We start from the raw sequence: 17,430 nt of genomic DNA, 5'->3' as shown, positions 1-17,430 counted from the left end.
ATAATTTGAAATGGAGTTCGCGGGACAAAAGATAAGAATAACACCTGTCACAGAACAGGATCTCGACTTTATCTGCAAACTTGAATGTGATGCGAGTATATGGATTTTTGAGGAGACCGTTGAAACGGATGCTGACAAAGTTCGCGATAAATATCGTAGTCATTTCTCCACTGCAGATGAAAAACCGTATGCCTATGATTTCATTATTCGTCGTTTGGAAGATTCCGAAGGTGAACCAATTGGTCTTATCCAGATGTGGGGCTATGTAGATCATAGAAAAAGCTGGGAACTCGGATTCGCGCTGCTTCCGAATTATGTAGGGAACGGCTACGGGAGTGAGGCTACGAATCTTTTATTAAAATTTGCATTCAGGGGATTACACGCCCATAAAGTGGTAGGTATGTGCAATGCTCAAAATGTCCGATCGGCTTCACTGATGCAGCATGTGGGTATGACACGTGAAGCCGTGTTCAAGGAAGAACTTTGGTGGAACAATCAATGGACGGATCAATATTTCTTCTCCATTTTAGAAAAAGAGTTTAGTGAACGAAGAGGGAGGAATTCAGATGACCAAGCTGGTCCTGTTAAGTGATTTATATTTCGAATCTAACCATGAACTAAATCAGAGAATATGGAGCTTGTTCAACTCTGATCAGCCCTCCATCGGTTATGTACCTTCGTGTTCCGACCCGGGACGGAAATATTTGGAGCATACTGTACGTTACTATAATCAACTGGGAATCGAAACAATTGATTATTATGATCTGGACCTGGAGTACGAGGAAAACAGATTTAATACCATTTTTGAAACCGATGCGATTCATTTATCTGGAGGGAATACATTTTATTTTCTAAGTTTATTACAGAAGAGAAATGCATTGGGATTGTTGCGTTCCTATGTGAATAAGGGCGGCATTCTGATTGGAGTTAGCGCAGGTAGTATTCTAACTACACCAACGATTGAAATTGCTGGATATGGCAAAGATGCAGACGAGAACCATGTTGGATTAATGGACAAGCAGGCTTTGGCGCTCGTTGATTTTGAATTTTCACCACACTGGGATGGATCGGAAGAGGCTTTGGATTCATTAAGAGATTACGCGCTTGCCAACTCTACAACAATCTATGCTTGCAAAGATGGCGGCGGGATCGTTATCGATGGTGAAGTGGTAGAGTCATATGGCGATGCACGTCGTATAAACTGAAAATAAGGTGGGTCTACAATGAGTGAAATCACTGTGTATCATTATGATGCTTTTTCGACAGTTCCTGGTAAAGGAAATCCTGCCGGGGTCGTCTTTCATGCCGATTCGCTCAGTGAGGAAGCGATGCAGCAGATTGCGCATAATGTTGGTTTTAATGAAACGGTCTTCGTGATAAGTTCCGAGGTAGCAGATGTTAGATTACGATATTTCACACCAGGTCATGAGATTAATCTGTGTGGGCATGCCACGATGGCATCCATGTATGGATTAAACACTAGAGGGCTACTGGAGGATAAGCAGTCCATCACCATTGAGACTAATGTAGGCATATTACCGATTCAGTTCCAGCAGGATGGCGATACGATCAACATCGAGATGAAGCAGGATCAACCCCGTTTCATGCCATTCCAAGGTGACATAGAAAAGCTGGCAAATTCCATAAATCTAACCATGGATGATATTGATCTATCCACACCCATCGTCTATGGAAGTACGGGCACTTGGACTTTGTTAATACCGATTCGCAAACTGAGTTCTTTCCAACAAATGAAACCGGATTCTTCTCTATTTCCTGAGATATTAGTTGAAAATCCAAAAGCTTCTTTGCATCCCTTTACTCTGGAAACCCGCGATTCAGATGCTCTAATGCATGCCAGACATTTTTCCTCGCCCTTTTCGGGTACTACGGAAGATCCGGTTACAGGAACAGCATCCGGTGTGATGGGTGCCTATTATTTGGAGTATCTGAATCCTGATATGGATCAGGCTCATTTTGTTGTGGAGCAAGGCCATGAGATTAACAGAGATGGGAAAGTTCATGTTAGTGTGGTCAGAGATGGGCATGTCATGGATGTCAGAATTAGGGGAACGGCTGTTTTTGTAGAGGAAATGAAAGTGGAATTGGATACGTAACAATATATTATGAGGGAGTGGCTTTAGGTGGATGAACAGGCGGTACTACATAGAGTTACTCATTTATTAGAAGAAGAATGTTCGGATTCCCTGGTGGGAATTTATTTGCACGGGTCCATGGCTATGGGGTGCTTCCATCCCAATCAAAGCGATATCGATATATTGTTGGTATGCCGGGAGCAGCTGTCTGTTGATACCTATCGAAGTATTGCGAAGAGATTGATGTACATCGAAGATGAAATGCATATTGTCACAGGGTTTGAACTTAGTATTGTTTTGGAGTCCACGGTTGCTAATCTGACGTTTCCGACTCCATTTGAATTTCATTACTCTGCGTATCACCGCGAAAATTATAGAAATGATGATCAATATCTATGTGGTGGATACGAAGATCCAGATCTGGTGGCTCACCTGGCCGTTATTTATGACCGTGGAATAGTGCTTGTCGGCAAACCTATTAAGGAGTTATTCCAGCCCGTAAAACGTGAATATATGCTGGCCTCTATTACATCTGACGTTGGTTCAGCTCTGGAAGAAATAACGGAGAATCCTGTCTACTATGTTTTGAACCTATCACGGGTTCTATTGTATGTGAAAGATTCGGTCATATACTCCAAGCGAGAAGCAGGCGAGTGGGCACTCATTCATATTTTACCGAAATACAAAGAAGTCATCTCACAATGTCTCGCAAAGTATAACGGAGAGCGGGAAAGCGTGAATTTAAGTGATGATTTGCTTCTGGATTATGCGAAGTATATGTTGAACGAGATAAAAGGAGACATCATGATGACCATAACGACAGAGGATTTGGAACTGATTGAAGCAGCAAAGAACGTAATTTCGCGTTTGTATCAGGAGGGCAAGCATCACGTCGGGGCAGCAGTACGAACTCGATCTGGAGAAATATTTACGGCGGTACATCTGGAAGCCTATATCGGTCGTGTCTCGGTATGTGCGGAAGCGATTGCCATAGGTAAAGCCATTTCGGAAGGGGAACATGAATTCGAAACGATCGTGGCCGTAAGACATCCCGAAGTTGATCCCAATGATCCAACGAACGGAGCGGAACTCCAGTTAGATGTGGTATCTCCTTGTGGTATTTGCAGAGAACTGATTAGTGATTATGGGAGAGACACTCAGGTCATTTTGCAGGGAGAAGAGGGTTATTCTAAAACAGCGATTGGGCAGCTATTACCACAAAAATATACAAGAACATAATAAGGAAGGTAGATCGTAATGTTTGAAATTGTTGATATTCGGCAAAAGCCGGACATGCTGCAGGCAATTGTGCAATATTTTTGGAAGCAGTGGGGCTTGGAATCAAGCTATCATTTTTACCGGGATTGCATAGAGCGTTCCGTGGAAACCGAGAGTGATGTACCCAGATTTTATGTACTGTTGGATGGTGACAGAATTGTTGGGGGATATGCTCTGTTACGAAGTGATTTGAATAGTCGGCAGGATCTCTTTCCGTGGTTCGCGTGCCTTCATGTTGATCCAGAATACCGTGGGCAGAGCCTGGGTGGGCAGCTACAGAATCATGCAATTAATGAGGTGAAGGTGAAGGGGTACGACAAGCTGTATTTATGTACGGATTTGACGGATTATTATGAAAAAAATAACTGGGCGTATATCGGTAAAGGATATTTGCTTGATGATGAAGAGACTCGGATCTATGAAATTTGCATATAATGAGCGCTTTAATAACAAAAGAAAAAGGAAAACACGGATCAAGTAACCGAAACGGAGTGATAGTCATCGAACAAACCATTCGATTAGCCCAAGAGATTGCGGAGAAAGCCATTCGAAGAGCAGGGAAGGTTGCTAAAGATCAGTTTGATCAGATCACCTGTGCAGAGGAGAAGGGTATCTTTGGCGACGTAGTTACTGAAGTAGATCATGAAGCAGAGCGGATGATATGTGATGAAATTAGCATTCGTTTTCCCGATCATGAGATCCATAGTGAAGAGCGGGGGCATAACGGACAGAAGAGTGACTGGCTGTGGATGATTGATCCGCTAGACGGAACAAACAACTTTGCCATTGGTCTACCGCTATTTTCCGTTTCCATTACATTAATGTATCGTTCAGAACCCGTTCTCGGGGTTATATACGAACCTCTGGTGGATCGTTTGTTTGTGGCATCACGTGGGAATGGAGCAAGTTGTAATCTGAACCCCATCGGAGTCCAAAAGAAAGAGCAGATTCATAAAGGGACCATTGGCTGGATTCAGGGGCATCTGGTGCAAAATGAGGAGAAGGCTGTACGTCTCCGTCAACATCTGGATGTTCGCTTCAAACGAATGATGCGATTATGGGCTCCGACCTTACAGTGGTGCATGTTAGCTAAAGGGGATGTTGACGGCATTGTGCTCTACAATTCGGAAGGAGACGATTTGTATTCAGGCATATTAATGGCGAAAGAAGCAGGTGCCATTGTTATGGATTTTGAAGGTATTCCCTTTGAAGGTATGAATTCAGAGCCATATCTGATTGCCTGTCATCCGGATCATCGTGAGTATTTCCTGAGTGTCGTTCGGGAGGGAATGAGCTGATGATTAGCGAGCTTAATAAGCATGAATTCTATAATCCAAAGGAGAATGATCGTGAACGAATCATTGCAGGAGCAGATTCAATTTCTTATTGAGATTGACAAACTGAAAACGATTGAACGGAAAACGAGAATCATCCATGGCGACAGACTCGAAAATGATGCGGAGCATTCCTGGCATCTGGCGATGATGGCCTTGATTTTGCAGAGCCATTCCAATAAGGAGGTGGATATTCTCAAAGTCATTAAGATGCTTCTCGTTCATGACCTCGTTGAGATCGATGCCGGAGATACATTTGCCTACGATACGGTAGGGCATACGGATAAATATGACCGCGAGATCAAGGCAGCGCATCGATTGTTTGGGATATTGCCTGAGGAACAGGCCGAAGAACTATTGAACCTGTGGCTGGAGTTCGAGGCAAAGGAGACCAATGAAGCACAGTTTGCCTCGTCTATGGATCGGTTGCAGCCGTTGATCCACAATCATCAGAATGAGGGAGATACGTGGCAGAAATATAATATTACAAGTGAACAGGTGTTAAACAGAAATCGAGAGATTGCGAACGGCTCCGAAACATTGTGGACGTACGCACAGCAGATTATCCAAAATTCCGTAGACAATGGGATTTTGACAAAATCCAAGTCATAGAGACACATTGAACTTATCTGATTCAAGACGGGGGAGAATCTTTATGGGATATATCATGGAGTTGAGAAAGCTGGTGGGTTCGCGCCCTCTAATCATGGCTGGTTCATGTGTGTTGGTCTTCAATGAGCAGGGCCATCTGCTATTGCAAAGACGTACAGATAGTCTGGATTGGGGAACCCTTGGCGGATCATTGGAACCGGGAGAATCTTTGGAGGAAGCTGCTGCTCGTGAATTATATGAGGAAGCTGGACTGAGGGCGGGTGCGTATAAACTCATTACCGTTTTCTCTGGTCAGGACATGTATTACAAGTATCCGCATGGAGATGAAGTATATAATGTCATGGCAGTCTATGAAGCTACAGAGATTCAGGGTGAACCAACTGTCATGGATGATGAAGGGCTGGAACTTCGTTATTTTGATCTGAGCATGCCGATCCCAGAGATTAATCCGTTCACGGAATATGTGCTGAAAAAAGCGGGATATATTAACTAAATAATGAAATGAGGTCGTATATGACACAGGATTTTTATTGTGATGAAGTGCTTAGTGGTAATACCAAAGTAAATATCGTCATGGAATCAGACAAGGTGCTGGCTTACCATCATACCCGACCATACTACAAACATCATATTGTTGTTATACCAAAGATCCATATCCAATCGTTCATTTCACAGGAAGAAGAGAATAATGATGAACTTTTACTGGAGATCATGCGCGTTATCAAAAAGGTTGCTGCGGACATGGTTGTCCAGACGGGTTCTTCCAAAATCGTAACTAACCTGGGCACTTACCAGGATTCAAAGCATCAACACTGGCATGTGGTAAGCGGAGAACGTATTCAGTAGAAAAAGTCTTAAAAAAAGTCTTCCAGCAGGATGTCCGGGGGAAGATTTTGTTGGTTTTTTTATTATTATGAGAAACGAGGAGAACGGTTCTAAGCTGTAGAAATATCACTCAACAATAGAATTATCATTTTTCTCTCAGTGTTTTATTGTTGCTCTATTGATATGATTAACTCATCATTCAACTAAAGAGAGGGTAAATGACATGGATACTTTTTTAGAGCAAATCAACGAATTGCAGGAACTTCAAAAAGATTTGGTCAGTATACATCCCTTATTCAGAGAGCATTATCCCGTGGTTGTGGCATATGAAACTTTGTTATATATCTATGATTATTCGTCCAAGACGCAGCAATATGAATGGGTAAAAACCGTTCCGGATGACCTGAACATTCCCGATGAATGCCTTGCAGCATTTCCGGTGCATCACATGGATGAACGGATATGCGCAGTGGTGACGGATGCGGCGTTTCAAAATTTTGAGCAGAAAGTTTATCTCTTTCATGAATTTGTCCATTGTTATGTATATGAACAGTACACCGACATGGGTGACCGTCTTGAGATCAAACGTAAGATGGAGCAGATCAAACGTGTAACATGGGAACTTGATTATGAGTTTCCTTATGACAATGAGATGGTTGTCCAGCGGATCACGTCTTTGCTGACAGCCTTGAAGAGTAAGGATCTCTTGCAAGTGAAAGAGGCGAGAGTGGCCCTGTTCAGCTCTTTGAGTGAAGAACAAAGGGAATACTTCAACTGGCTGGAGTGGAACGAAGGTTACGCGCGATATATGGAGAATCGGATTCGGGAGAAATTGGGACTCGAAATCAATCATCTTGGGGATTCAGCCCCGTTTAATCGTCTTGTTTTCTATGAATGCGGGTCGGAATACATAAGCCTGCTCGTTAACGAACAGCCGGATCTTCATACGGATTTGGAGCAGTTATTTGAGACGATACAAACAGAGCGAGTGCAGGCTTGAGCATAGGTTACATTGATTTTCTTTTGTATGTGTAGCAGATTTTGCGAAAAAGGAGAATTATCTCTATGCCACTGCCAATGGTGCATTTAAATGTAGCTGTTCTTTTTGCTGAGTCCTTGCAAGGACATGTAGAAGAACGAGGTTCGTTCTATTTGGGGAATATTGCTCCCGACTCTATTCACATGCGCGAGGGTTGGACAAGAGCGGATAAGGAACATACTCATTTCAAACCTAAGGATAAGAATGAAGGAGATTATGTTGAGCAATTAAAAGAACGTTATTCAACCTACATTCAACAACATGCCGATGAGGGATGGAAATGGTTCGTGCGGGGCTATTTTATGCATGTCCTGACGGACTTTTACTGGTTCCGAAGTGTTCATCCTCAATTTGTGGAGCAGGTTACCATTACGGATCAAGATTCGGGAATAAAACGAACCAAGGATGAACTTGGTCGTCTGTATTACCAGGAGACTGATCAGATTGATTTTAACCTCTACCAAGAAGCGAGTTGGAGTGAAGAAGTCTGGCAGATGCTTGAGATTGCGCCTGGCTATGAGGTTGCTGATCTGTTAACCGCAGAGGAGATTCTGCGCTGGCGGGATCGTACATTTTCTTTTTTTAATGAAAGCACCAACGAACCCGGTATCGTTCCCCAATACATCACGGACGTAAAGATAAGTGCTTTCGTGGCCAATACCGCCCAGCATTTAAAAGTACTGCTCCAAGGATGGGACACCGAGTTACGGCATGCCAACATAAGCATTTAGAGCTAAATACAGATGGTTACGTTGAGAGTGAGTACTAAGTGTTTAGTTGAGCCGGGAGGTATATATGCTAATGAAAAAAGCAGGGATTCTCTTAAGTCTCTTCGGGGTGCTCCTTGCAGCCTGCAATCCTCCAAATGGAACTAATTCTAATCCGAAAGAAGCTCTACCTTCGCTCATTACATTAACCTGCAACCCAAACTTCACAACTGAACCGTGTGAGGATGTGGAATTCGAAGATCCTGTTGAGATTGGTATCGTAATCGAGGCTATAAACAAAGCGGAGCGTATATCAGGAAGTCTTGATTATAGCGTGGAGTACAAGATGAATTTAACAGATGCAGATGGCTCCTTAACCAAGTATGATTTTTCCATAGGCAAAGATCCCAAGCAGTCAGCCCTTCTGGTTAACCATGAGGATACCCACGTGGGATATATCATACCCATAGAGGATGCAAACCGAGTAAGGAAACTGATCCAGAGTCATACGGATTAACTAGCATTGAAACGGAGAGACGATCATATGAGTCACCTGATTACCATTCAACCTTTAAAATCATCGGATATGGAGAGTGCCTGCCGGGTATTCGAGACATCCATTACGAAAGCATTTACACAGGAGGGGCTGGGTTCCCTGTACCAAGACATACGGGATGAAATTGAACATAAAAAAGCGATGCTTCACTCAGCTTTGCATCATGACAACAAGCAGGAATCGAGTGTCTTCTTTCTGCTGGCCAAAAGAGAAGACACTGTCGTGGGCACCATTTCGTATGGAACTTGCGGCGAGGAGATTCAAGAATGCACAGATAACCAACTGAACCAAATAGGGGAACTGGGTAGTCTCTACGTTCTGCCAGAGGTTCAGGGTCAGGGAATTGGCTCTGCTCTCATTCAGGCTTTGGCTACTGAACTTCAGAAGCGTGAGATTACGCAATTTTGCCTGGATAGTGGGTACCGGACAGCGCAGAAGAAATGGCAGCGGAAGTTTGGAGAACCCTATGCTGTGGCAAAGAACTATTGGGGTGAAGGCACGGACCATATGGTGTGGTTATGTGATGTGAAGGATTTTGCTGTAAAATAAAATGACCCAAGAGATGACGACCTGTACTGAACAGGGGTCATCTCTTTTACTAAGTCAATCTTTCTGCATCGATAGAGGACTATTCTTCGTACAGTAAGAAAAAGGAGTGAAGATATGCAGTACATACAGAGTACACCCGAGCAACGTTTATCGCCGGATGCCATAACCATATGGAGAATCAGTGCGATTATATCGAACGGAATAGGGTTGATTGTGCTTGCAGCACTGCTGGTTCTGGATTCCATCTATGGATGGAAGGCGTGGATTGGTTGGTTGCTATGGGGAGTGACTGCCATCTCAGTGCTGTATGCGGTGTGGGAGATTTTTATCCGGCCTTCATTGTTATACAAGCATTGGTACTACGATGCGAATGAGGAGTTTTTGCAATTGAAACACGGGGCTTTGAAAAAGGTACATCAGATCATTCCCATGGCCAAAGTACAATCCGTCACGACGAATCAAGGTCCCCTTTTGAGAAAATATGGCCTATATTCTGTATCGATTGGCACGATGGGTTCATCTCATACGATCCCGGCGTTGCCAGAGGGAGTGGCGCTTGAACTGCGTAATCAGATTGCGTCCTATGCAAGGATTAACGAGGTGGATGAATGAACGAGATGAAAAGACAACACCCGTTAGCCATGCTCTGGAGTTTGTGGAAACTGGTGAAAAATTCTTTCGCATTTATCGTTTTTTTATTTATTCTCCGTCATGGCTCGGCGTCCACGTGGATTATGTATGGCAGAATCGTCTTTTATGTGGCTATCGCGTTTAGTGTGATAAGCATCATCTGGAGCTGGTTTACACTACGTTATACCGCAGATGATAAGGCTTTTCAGATCTACAGTGGAGTGTTCAATCGCACAAGAAGAACGATACCCTATACCAAAATTCAGAACGTGAACCGGCATACGTCGCTGTTTCATCGTTTGTTCCGAGTCACATCCATTCGCTTTGAGACGGGCATCAAGGGAGAAGATGCTACTTTTCAGTTGCAAGTCGTTTCACTTGCGGAATCGGATCGGCTTGAAAAGGTTGTAGCAGGGCATATGTCGGAAGCGAATGTCGCCAGTGATGCTGTAGAATCAAAAGAAGAACCAGTGACGCGACCTGAACACGTAACACCCGAAGATGATATTCCCTTGCCTGTAAAAGAGGAGCTTGAACGGAATGTCCATTATAAGTCCACCCGAAAAGATATATTCAAAGCTTCGTTTACGTCGCTAAGCTTTCTGGTACTTATTCCGATTCTGGGGTCGCTCTATTCGTCGGTGAAAGATTTCTTTCCCGATGAAAAAGTGACGGAGAGCATCCTATTAACATGGCTGGATACCTGGTGGATTACCGCATTGATCATCACAGGACTTATTGCTGTTTCCATTATGCTAGGTATTGTCAGAACCTTTGTGAAGTATGGTGATTTCCAAATCTCCTCTGATCGCAAACGTATCTACATTACGAAGGGCATGTTGGAACAGACCGCATTTTCGATTCTGAAAGAACGAGTTCAGGCGGTGAAAATCACGCAGTCTCCGATGAAAAGATTGCTAGGACTGGCAGAAGTGGAACTGACGACAGCAGGTGGTGTGGGAGAATCCGACCAGGAAGTTAACTCGCTCTATCCTTTTCTGCCTGTGAAGCAAGCTTACGATATGATCTCGGAGATTTTGCCATCCTATCAGGTTACGCAGGAGATGCAGAAGCTTCCACGAAAATCATTATGGCTGCGTATGCTGACACCAAGCTGGGTGTGGATTATTGCAACGGGGTTACTGTTTTATTTCAAACCGGTGATTCTGGGACAGAACCAGGCGTGGTGGATAATTTCCGCTATTCTGTTACTATGGATTGTCATATGCAGAATAACTGATTTTCTTCATACAAGATACGTCCTGAATCAGAACTTTATCCAGTTGCGAACCGGTGCATTAACCTCAACCCTATACATCTCCAAGCGGGAGAAAGTCATTGAGGTGCAGATCACCCGGAATCTGCTGCAACGCTGGTTTGGAGTTGCTTCGATTCAAACCGTGAATCGGGCCAAACCTGTCCTGCATCACACGCTAAACGATATTCCGCTTGAAGCCGTAGGGGCGTTTCAGTTGTGGTATATGGAGCGGAGCCAGAACGTCCAGACCCGTTAATGTAAAGGCAAGTGCAGGAAGACTACTAAGTTTACTGTGCACTTGCCTTTAATATTGAGAGGACAGAAATAACCTGAAGAAGCGGAGCTACAAGCTTTCTGTAAAGAAAGCTGCATCGAAAGCATATTCCTCGCCTTTATCCCCGGATTTTCCCCTTTGAAAATAGAAATCAAAAAAAATCTGGGGATAACAGCGATCGGAAGGTTATTCTGTCATCGGAGTGGCAAGTGTAAATATGCTTTAGTTCAATTTATATAGCTTAGGAGGTGTTCCATTGATTAAAATCGTATTTATGGACGTGGATGGTACGTTACTCAGTGAGAAGGATCGAAGTCTTTCCCCAGGTACAGAGGAATCCATTCGAAAATTGGTTTGTAGCGGCATACAGGTCGTTCTGGTCACCGGCAGACCGTATAATTTATGCGGAGATTTCAGGAAACTCGGGATTGATACCATGATTTCGGCTAACGGCGCATTGATTAAGAGCGGTGAAGAAGTGATACATAAATCGGTGCTTTCTGCACGAATGGTTAGAGAATTCAGTGAATTTGCCGAGCTGAACGGAAGCAGTATTTCTTATTTTACAGAGTCATTCGAGATGAATGGCTTATGCACAACGGATGTGCGTGTCACCGATGCATTGAGAGATACGCTCGGTCTGATGGAGTATCCCTTGAAAATCAGTTCTTTGGAACAAGAAGTGTATTGTATTTGTTTATATGCTGATCAAGCCGAAGCGGAGAAATTCCATTCTAGATTTCCTACATTAAAATTCGTGAGGTTTCATCCTTATGTGTCTAATGTACTGGAAGAGAACGAAGCATCCAAATCGATAGCGGCAGGGAAAGTGCTCGCCCACCTGAATATATCGAAAGAGGAAGCGATGGCTTTTGGCGATGGTGAAAATGATATTGATTTGCTAGAGTACGTGGGTCTCGGCATTGCGATGGGAAACGGAGGCGAGCGCGTCAAACAAAGTGCCGACTATGTCACACTGCGAGCAAGTGAGGATGGCATCACATATGCGTTGAGGAAGTTTAAAATCATAGAATAAGCAAATTTTGGAGCAATAAGGATATCCTAATTATGGGTTTTCATGTAGAATGATGGAGATGAATTAAGCCCTAAAGCATAGGGTGAGATCGAAGGGTGACTTATGAAAAAGATTGTCATTGTAATCTTGTCTCTTGTCGTACTTATTGGTGTATCTTCTTCTGCTTATGCCCATCCAGGCAGACTGGACAAACATGGTGGACATAATTGTTCCGCGAAATCCAAACAAAAGGGCCTGTGTACAGGCTACCATTATCACAAAAAGAAGAAATGAAAATGAGTTTTACAAGGTAAACCCAGCCCTGGTCCGATCTGTGGTTGGGTTTGCATGTTTATAATTCATGGTAGTCGCAGCTAACAGAATACAATAAACATTACGTTAGAGGTGAGTGGTATTATGGGGTTTATTGGGATCATTTGTGTAATTATTATGACGATCACACTCATCAGCATAGAAAGTAAAACGAAACGGTTAATTCAAGAGCAGGCCGAAACCAATCGGAAACTGGAGCAACTATTGAGGAAAGAACGTTTTACAGACCAGACAGGAGGAGCATGACGATGGATCATATTAAAGCGATTATTTTTGATCTAGACAATACGATTCTCAACAGAACAAGTACCTTTGAAGGCTTCACCCAGAGCTTGATCAACACTTATTTTGCTCATCTTGAGACTACGGATGATATTCTTAAACGAATTATTGAGCTGGATGAGGACGGTTACAAGGACAAAGGTGTGTTGTTCAACGAGTTGCTCCATGAATTACCATGGGCTGAGAATCCGCCTCACGCGGAGCTTATGGAGTTCTATGGCAGAGAGTATGTGAAAAGTGCTGTTCTGATGGAGCAGGCGCGAGAAGTGGTTCAGCATCTAAGAGGAAAATATAAAACAGGTTTAATCACCAATGGCAAGACGGAGATTCAATACGGAAAAATCGATCAACTCGGCATCCGGGATGATTTTGATCATATTATCGTTTCGGAAGAGGCTGGGGTGAAAAAGCCCGATCCTCGTATTTTTAAATTGGCATTGGATCATTTCAACCTCTCTCCCGAGCAGTGTATCTACATTGGAGATCATCCCGTCAATGATGTTGAAGGAGCGGCAAAAGTAGGCATGAGCACGATCTGGATGAAGGTCAATCAGCCTTGGCAGGACAGCATTACAACCAAGCCATTGCATGCTATTGAGCATCTTGGTGAACTAAAGGGGCTGCTCTAGAAAAGATAGTCAGATTAGTTTCAAACTACACTACATAACAGTGAGGAAGGTGCACATGGAGATCAGACAAATGGCTACGGCGTTTTTGAGTAATGGAAACGACATGTTGATGATGAAGAAGTCAGGCAGCAGGCTGTTCAATTTTGAGTTCTGGGGTGGTATTGGCGGGCATTTGGAGCACGGAGAACTTAACTCACCAATGACTGCCAGTTACCGGGAGATTGAAGAAGAGACTGGGTTCAAGCCAGAAGAAGTGAATCATTTTCGGCTTCGATATATATTGCTAGAGCTTAATGGTGGTGAATTGCGGCAGCAGTTTGTATATTTTGGTGAGACGACACATCGGGGCTTTATTCCATCAGATGAAGGGGGTTTGTTCTGGATACCCAAGGATGAGCTGCTGGATTTACATACATCCATTCTGATCAGAGCTGCGATGCGGCACTTTTTGCAAAATCAGGAGATCGACGGGATATGGATTGGGAATGTCCTGAATGGAGAAGGGGCGGCGGCTAGACCAAGGGTAGAATGGAGTATTATGCAAGACACGATATCATTTGAACCCGTTGTGTAATGTTAGACATCTTGACCGGAAACGAACGGTACCTACTTGGGATCGGAAAACCGTACGTTCAATCAGTAGGCGGCTGTTAAAAGGAGCGAGGATATTGGGCATCCCCGCTTTTTTTCATACCTCGTGTTGAAGACAGATGCTCTCTTTGGAAGGGGAAAGATATGAGATCCAACCTACAACATAACAGATGGTTCAAAGGATGTCTTCTGCTGCTGCCAACAGTTCTATTGTTATATTTGCTGGTTCAGTTATTTCCTTACACGAGTCTAATGAGACTGATCATGTTTCCCCTAATTGTGGCGATCAATGCTGGCGTTATCTTCATAGTAGCCAAAAAAACAGAAAAGAAAGTATCCCACATGTTGAAGGGTAGAGTGCAAAACACATTAATTATAATCCTAACCCTACTGGTTACCATCGTGCTATATCCTCAGGCATCGGATCGACACATTGTCGTTCAAATCAAAGATGGAATACATGCCATAAGGCATTATGAAGATATCACAACAAAGGATCTCAAGCTCAATAAAGATCAGAGTGGCAGAATTATTGGGGATTCCAATGAGCGATATGTTGTAGCGCTTTATAAATTTAGACAGGACATTCCGATAGACGGTTCATTTCACATCTATGAGAAAGCAGGAAACAGGACATTCAATCCGGTGATTATCAATGTGGAGCAAATCCCTGAGAAATTGATGGGCTTTCATAAGCTGATGTGGTGGATTATGGAACATCATTGATCTGTATCAGAATGTGCTTTAATTTTCGATAAACTCGTTAATTCTATACATGAAACCTGTTCAAGCTGTAATAATTCGGTCTTTCGTGTTTCTTTTCCGATTCTCAATGGTCTCCTCATAATCTCCGATTAACCTGTCAAAAATGTGATCCCACGAACGCTGCTCAGCAAGTTTTCGTCCTTCAATGCCCATATTTCTTAGTTGTTCCATATGATCACCCCAAAGGCATATTTCCCGAATCAGTGCATCCGCTTGGCCTGGCTCGAACAGAACACCACTTCGATGATGTGCGACTAAGTCTTTTACACCACCATCATTCGCTGCGAGAACCGGCAATCCTGAAGCCATCGCTTCCAGCACCACATTGCCAAATGTTTCTGTTGAGGAAGGAAACACAAAGAGATCTGCCGAAGCATACATAACAGCAAGCTCTTCTCCATGCAGATACCCTGTAAAGGTGACATTGGTTGGGGATTGCATACGCAGTTTGGGAAGCAAAGGCCCATCACCTACAATAATCCAGTGTACCCGGGATTGCATATATTCTGGCAACTGCTGCATGGCAAGGGTGAGGGTAGCGATATCTTTTTCAGGGGCAATTCGTCCAACGTAGAGTAAAATTAAAGGAGCTGTTATATTGTAACGGTTGCGGATATCGGAGCTCCGTTTATCTGGTGAGTACAGGCTGCAATCGATTCCTCGGGACCATAACTTCAGACGTTGAATACCTTTCGATTGCAATGAGTTTAAGGTCTCCTGAGACGGTGCTAATGTGGAGTCACAGGCCCGGTGGAACCATTGAATGTATTTCCAGTAGAGAGGAATTATACTGTTCAACCTGTAGTATTCGAGGTAACGATCAAAGTGGGTATGGTAGGAGATGACATGAGGAAGCTGATGCTTGAGCGCATATCTGAGACCGAGAAGGCCCATATTGAATGGAGTGGCGATATGCAGCAGATCTGGTTGAAAGGTTTTTAACTCTTGATGGATGGATCTCCGGTTAGGTAAGGCTATTCTACATTCCGGATAGAGGAAAAAGGGGATGTTGGTCACCGAACGGGCCGGTGCGGTGTGATTGCCTTCAATAACTGACTGCGGCGTAAGTAGCAGATGCTCAATTCCTTTGCGGTTTAACTGGTTACTTAAGCGGTGCAGCGTGCCAGCTACACCATTGGTATCCGGAACATAGGTATCGGTGAACAAGGCCAGGCGCATCATTACCCCTCCCATGACTCTTGATGAGATGATCATAACAGCGGATCATTTTCCAGAGGTCAAGTGAAGGTTAACTTTATCTGTATTTCGTGTAAAGTGTGCGTGCAGCGTGATTTGGTGTAAACATACATAGGATAAACTTATATAGTATATTCTGCTATGATATAAAGGCGTTTCTTGACACTAGTTATGAAATGCAGTAATCCAGTGTGAAATTATTCGTTCAGCATATATAGATATGTTCAACACAGCGATCGGAGGTTGTTCTGTCAACGGAGTAATAGTGTAAATATTCATTGAGTTGAACTTATATATAGAGATATACAGGAGGCAGAGAGATGAACAAATTACAGGCAGAATTGCAGCAATTATTACCCTTGGATCAGTTCGACAGCATGTCAGGTGAAGAAGTGGTGGGAAGTGTTGCCATGGATCTGTATCGTGCGGAATTTGCGACCATTCGGGAGTGTGGGCCTGAACTTCCACAAGTATTGCGAGATACCATCCTGATCATAGATCTGGATACAGAGCTGTCCATGAGTGGCATTACTGGTTTTCTTGAAAATGCGAGCGGACAGTTTCTGGGTGAAACGACGGAAGCGATGCAGCGCATAGGCAACGATGCAGATGCAGAGATCCTGAAGAATATCCAGCATATGTTATCCGAAAATGGTGTGACGCCTGAGCAATTAAGAGAAAATGTGAATGCGCTCTCCGAAGAGGATGTGACGACGACCCTGAATACGCATGGACAACAGATCCATGAGGTTTTGCAGCGCGTTGAGCTGGAAGCGGGTCATTTAAGCATGCAATCGGATAATGAAGAGGTGTTTGAACTCCTTTATCAATATGTGGATACGAACAAAGATCGCCTGAAACTGGAGTTGGAGCACCTCTTTGTCTAATTGAATCTGACACGCAGGAGGACGTCACTATGATTGTGATGATTAATGGGGCATTTGGCTCAGGTAAAACCTCTGCTGCAACCAAGCTGCAGCCGTTAATTCCGAACAGTATGATCTACGATCCTGAAGAGATTGGATACATGTTAAGAAACGTGATTGCGGATGACGTCCGAATGGAAGTGGAGAAAACGGACGATTTTCAGGATATGGAGCTGTGGAAAGTCCTTACCGTGAAAGTCGCCCGTGAAATCAGGCAGAAGTATGACAAACATCTGATTGTTCCAATGACCATCTACAAGTCAGAGCAGTTCAGTTATATCCATCGGGGTCTGAAAGAGCTCGACGCCAACCTTTTTCATTTTACCCTGATGACATCTATGGAAACATTACATGAAAGATTGTTGAAGCGCGGGGATGAGCCTGGTGGATGGACTTTTAAACAAGCGGCTAAGTGTGCGGAAGCATTCCACGGAGCACGCTTTGAAGAGTACATTCAGACGGATGGCCAAACAACAGATGATGTGGTGAATGTTATAATCTCCAAAGTGCTGTCAAACCGTAAATGAGGAGGCA

24 protein-coding genes and 1 pseudogene are annotated in these 17,430 nt (G+C 43.7%); 24 read left to right on the top strand and 1 reads right to left on the bottom strand.

What is annotated here, in order from left to right; translation table 11 throughout:
* The first annotated feature begins 10 nt into the window (after positions 1–10).
* The 22 genes and pseudogenes from ACFVQB_RS27395 (at position 11) to ACFVQB_RS27290 (ending at position 14,734) form a co-directional block, all read left to right on the top strand.
* Positions 11–592, top strand: a complete 582-nt coding sequence (locus tag ACFVQB_RS27395; protein WP_379447049.1) for a GNAT family N-acetyltransferase — start codon at positions 11–13, stop codon at positions 590–592.
* On the top strand, positions 567–1,205 hold the full coding sequence (locus ACFVQB_RS27390; protein WP_379447048.1) for a Type 1 glutamine amidotransferase-like domain-containing protein: 639 nt from the start codon (positions 567–569) through the stop codon (positions 1,203–1,205). The genes ACFVQB_RS27395 and ACFVQB_RS27390 overlap by 26 nt, the downstream gene beginning before the upstream one ends.
* An 18-nt stretch (positions 1,206–1,223) precedes the next feature.
* Entirely contained in the window at positions 1,224–2,117 is an 894-nt protein-coding gene (locus ACFVQB_RS27385; protein ID WP_379447047.1) for a PhzF family phenazine biosynthesis protein, read from the top strand.
* A 27-nt stretch (positions 2,118–2,144) separates the two neighbouring features.
* A pseudogene (locus ACFVQB_RS27380) lies at positions 2,145–2,870 on the top strand (aminoglycoside adenylyltransferase domain-containing protein); the annotation flags it as partial.
* A 30-nt stretch (positions 2,871–2,900) separates the two neighbouring features.
* Positions 2,901–3,335: a cytidine deaminase gene (locus ACFVQB_RS27375; protein ID WP_379447143.1), complete on the top strand. Its 435-nt coding sequence runs from the start codon at positions 2,901–2,903 to the stop codon at positions 3,333–3,335.
* An 18-nt stretch (positions 3,336–3,353) separates the two neighbouring features.
* Positions 3,354–3,809 (top strand): GNAT family N-acetyltransferase, encoded by a 456-nt coding sequence (locus ACFVQB_RS27370; protein ID WP_379447046.1) that lies wholly within the window; start codon positions 3,354–3,356, stop codon positions 3,807–3,809.
* A 65-nt stretch (positions 3,810–3,874) separates the two neighbouring features.
* Positions 3,875–4,672, top strand: coding sequence for an inositol monophosphatase family protein (locus tag ACFVQB_RS27365; protein WP_379447142.1), 798 nt, complete (start codon positions 3,875–3,877; stop codon positions 4,670–4,672).
* 45 nt (positions 4,673–4,717) lie between these two features.
* Positions 4,718–5,320, top strand: a complete 603-nt coding sequence (locus ACFVQB_RS27360) for an HD domain-containing protein (protein WP_379447045.1) — start codon at positions 4,718–4,720, stop codon at positions 5,318–5,320.
* A gap of 43 nt (positions 5,321–5,363) precedes the next feature.
* Positions 5,364–5,813, top strand: a complete 450-nt coding sequence (locus tag ACFVQB_RS27355; RefSeq protein ID WP_090894908.1) for an NUDIX hydrolase — start codon at positions 5,364–5,366, stop codon at positions 5,811–5,813.
* Positions 5,814–5,833: 20 nt separating this feature from the next.
* Positions 5,834–6,166: an HIT domain-containing protein gene (locus ACFVQB_RS27350; protein WP_379447044.1), complete on the top strand. Its 333-nt coding sequence runs from the start codon at positions 5,834–5,836 to the stop codon at positions 6,164–6,166.
* Between the two features lie 202 nt (positions 6,167–6,368).
* Entirely contained in the window at positions 6,369–7,145 is a 777-nt protein-coding gene (locus ACFVQB_RS27345; protein WP_379447043.1) for a hypothetical protein, read from the top strand.
* A 65-nt stretch (positions 7,146–7,210) separates the two neighbouring features.
* The gene (locus tag ACFVQB_RS27340; protein ID WP_379447042.1) at positions 7,211–7,915 is read left to right on the top strand and encodes a hypothetical protein; all 705 of its coding nucleotides are present in this window, start codon (positions 7,211–7,213) and stop codon (positions 7,913–7,915) included.
* 70 nt (positions 7,916–7,985) lie between these two features.
* Entirely contained in the window at positions 7,986–8,408 is a 423-nt protein-coding gene (locus tag ACFVQB_RS27335; protein WP_379447041.1) for a hypothetical protein, read from the top strand.
* Positions 8,409–8,435: 27 nt separating this feature from the next.
* Positions 8,436–8,996, top strand: coding sequence for a GNAT family N-acetyltransferase (locus tag ACFVQB_RS27330; protein WP_379447040.1), 561 nt, complete (start codon positions 8,436–8,438; stop codon positions 8,994–8,996).
* A gap of 114 nt (positions 8,997–9,110) precedes the next feature.
* A complete protein-coding gene (locus ACFVQB_RS27325) occupies positions 9,111–9,608 on the top strand; it encodes a PH domain-containing protein (RefSeq protein WP_379447039.1) in 498 nt (165 codons plus the stop codon).
* The gene (locus ACFVQB_RS27320) at positions 9,605–11,140 is read left to right on the top strand and encodes a PH domain-containing protein (RefSeq protein ID WP_379447038.1); all 1,536 of its coding nucleotides are present in this window, start codon (positions 9,605–9,607) and stop codon (positions 11,138–11,140) included. The genes ACFVQB_RS27325 and ACFVQB_RS27320 overlap by 4 nt, the downstream gene beginning before the upstream one ends.
* Positions 11,141–11,414: 274 nt before the next feature.
* Positions 11,415–12,194: a Cof-type HAD-IIB family hydrolase gene (locus ACFVQB_RS27315; RefSeq protein WP_379447037.1), complete on the top strand. Its 780-nt coding sequence runs from the start codon at positions 11,415–11,417 to the stop codon at positions 12,192–12,194.
* Positions 12,195–12,296: 102 nt separating this feature from the next.
* On the top strand, positions 12,297–12,467 hold the full coding sequence (locus ACFVQB_RS27310) for a YHYH domain-containing protein (protein WP_379447036.1): 171 nt from the start codon (positions 12,297–12,299) through the stop codon (positions 12,465–12,467).
* A 123-nt stretch (positions 12,468–12,590) separates the two neighbouring features.
* The gene (locus ACFVQB_RS27305) at positions 12,591–12,752 is read left to right on the top strand and encodes a hypothetical protein (RefSeq protein WP_379447035.1); all 162 of its coding nucleotides are present in this window, start codon (positions 12,591–12,593) and stop codon (positions 12,750–12,752) included.
* Positions 12,753–12,754: 2 nt separating this feature from the next.
* A complete protein-coding gene (locus tag ACFVQB_RS27300) occupies positions 12,755–13,417 on the top strand; it encodes an HAD family hydrolase (protein ID WP_379447034.1) in 663 nt (220 codons plus the stop codon).
* A gap of 55 nt (positions 13,418–13,472) precedes the next feature.
* Positions 13,473–13,991 carry an NUDIX domain-containing protein gene (locus ACFVQB_RS27295; protein ID WP_379447033.1) on the top strand — a complete coding sequence of 173 codons (519 nt, stop codon included), beginning with the start codon at positions 13,473–13,475 and terminating at the stop codon, positions 13,989–13,991.
* Positions 13,992–14,152: 161 nt separating this feature from the next.
* On the top strand, positions 14,153–14,734 hold the full coding sequence (locus ACFVQB_RS27290) for a hypothetical protein (protein WP_379447032.1): 582 nt from the start codon (positions 14,153–14,155) through the stop codon (positions 14,732–14,734).
* A 60-nt stretch (positions 14,735–14,794) separates the two neighbouring features.
* On the opposite strand, the gene ACFVQB_RS27285 is transcribed toward ACFVQB_RS27290, so the two are convergent.
* Complete coding sequence (locus tag ACFVQB_RS27285; protein WP_379447031.1) at positions 14,795–15,955, bottom strand: glycosyltransferase family 4 protein; 1,161 nt, start codon at positions 15,953–15,955, stop codon at positions 14,795–14,797.
* Between the two features lie 335 nt (positions 15,956–16,290).
* Between ACFVQB_RS27285 and ACFVQB_RS27280 the strand changes: the two genes are divergently transcribed.
* Both ACFVQB_RS27280 and ACFVQB_RS27275 read left to right on the top strand, forming a co-directional pair.
* Positions 16,291–16,857: a DMP19 family protein gene (locus ACFVQB_RS27280; protein WP_379447030.1), complete on the top strand. Its 567-nt coding sequence runs from the start codon at positions 16,291–16,293 to the stop codon at positions 16,855–16,857.
* Between the two features lie 29 nt (positions 16,858–16,886).
* Complete coding sequence (locus tag ACFVQB_RS27275) at positions 16,887–17,423, top strand: AAA family ATPase (protein WP_379447029.1); 537 nt, start codon at positions 16,887–16,889, stop codon at positions 17,421–17,423.
* Positions 17,424–17,430 lie beyond the last annotated feature (7 nt).

This window comes from Paenibacillus sp. NPDC057886 (assembly GCF_042796655.1).
Lineage (GTDB): Bacteria > Bacillota > Bacilli > Paenibacillales > Paenibacillaceae > Paenibacillus.
This window is presented reverse-complemented; position numbering and strand designations above follow the sequence as displayed.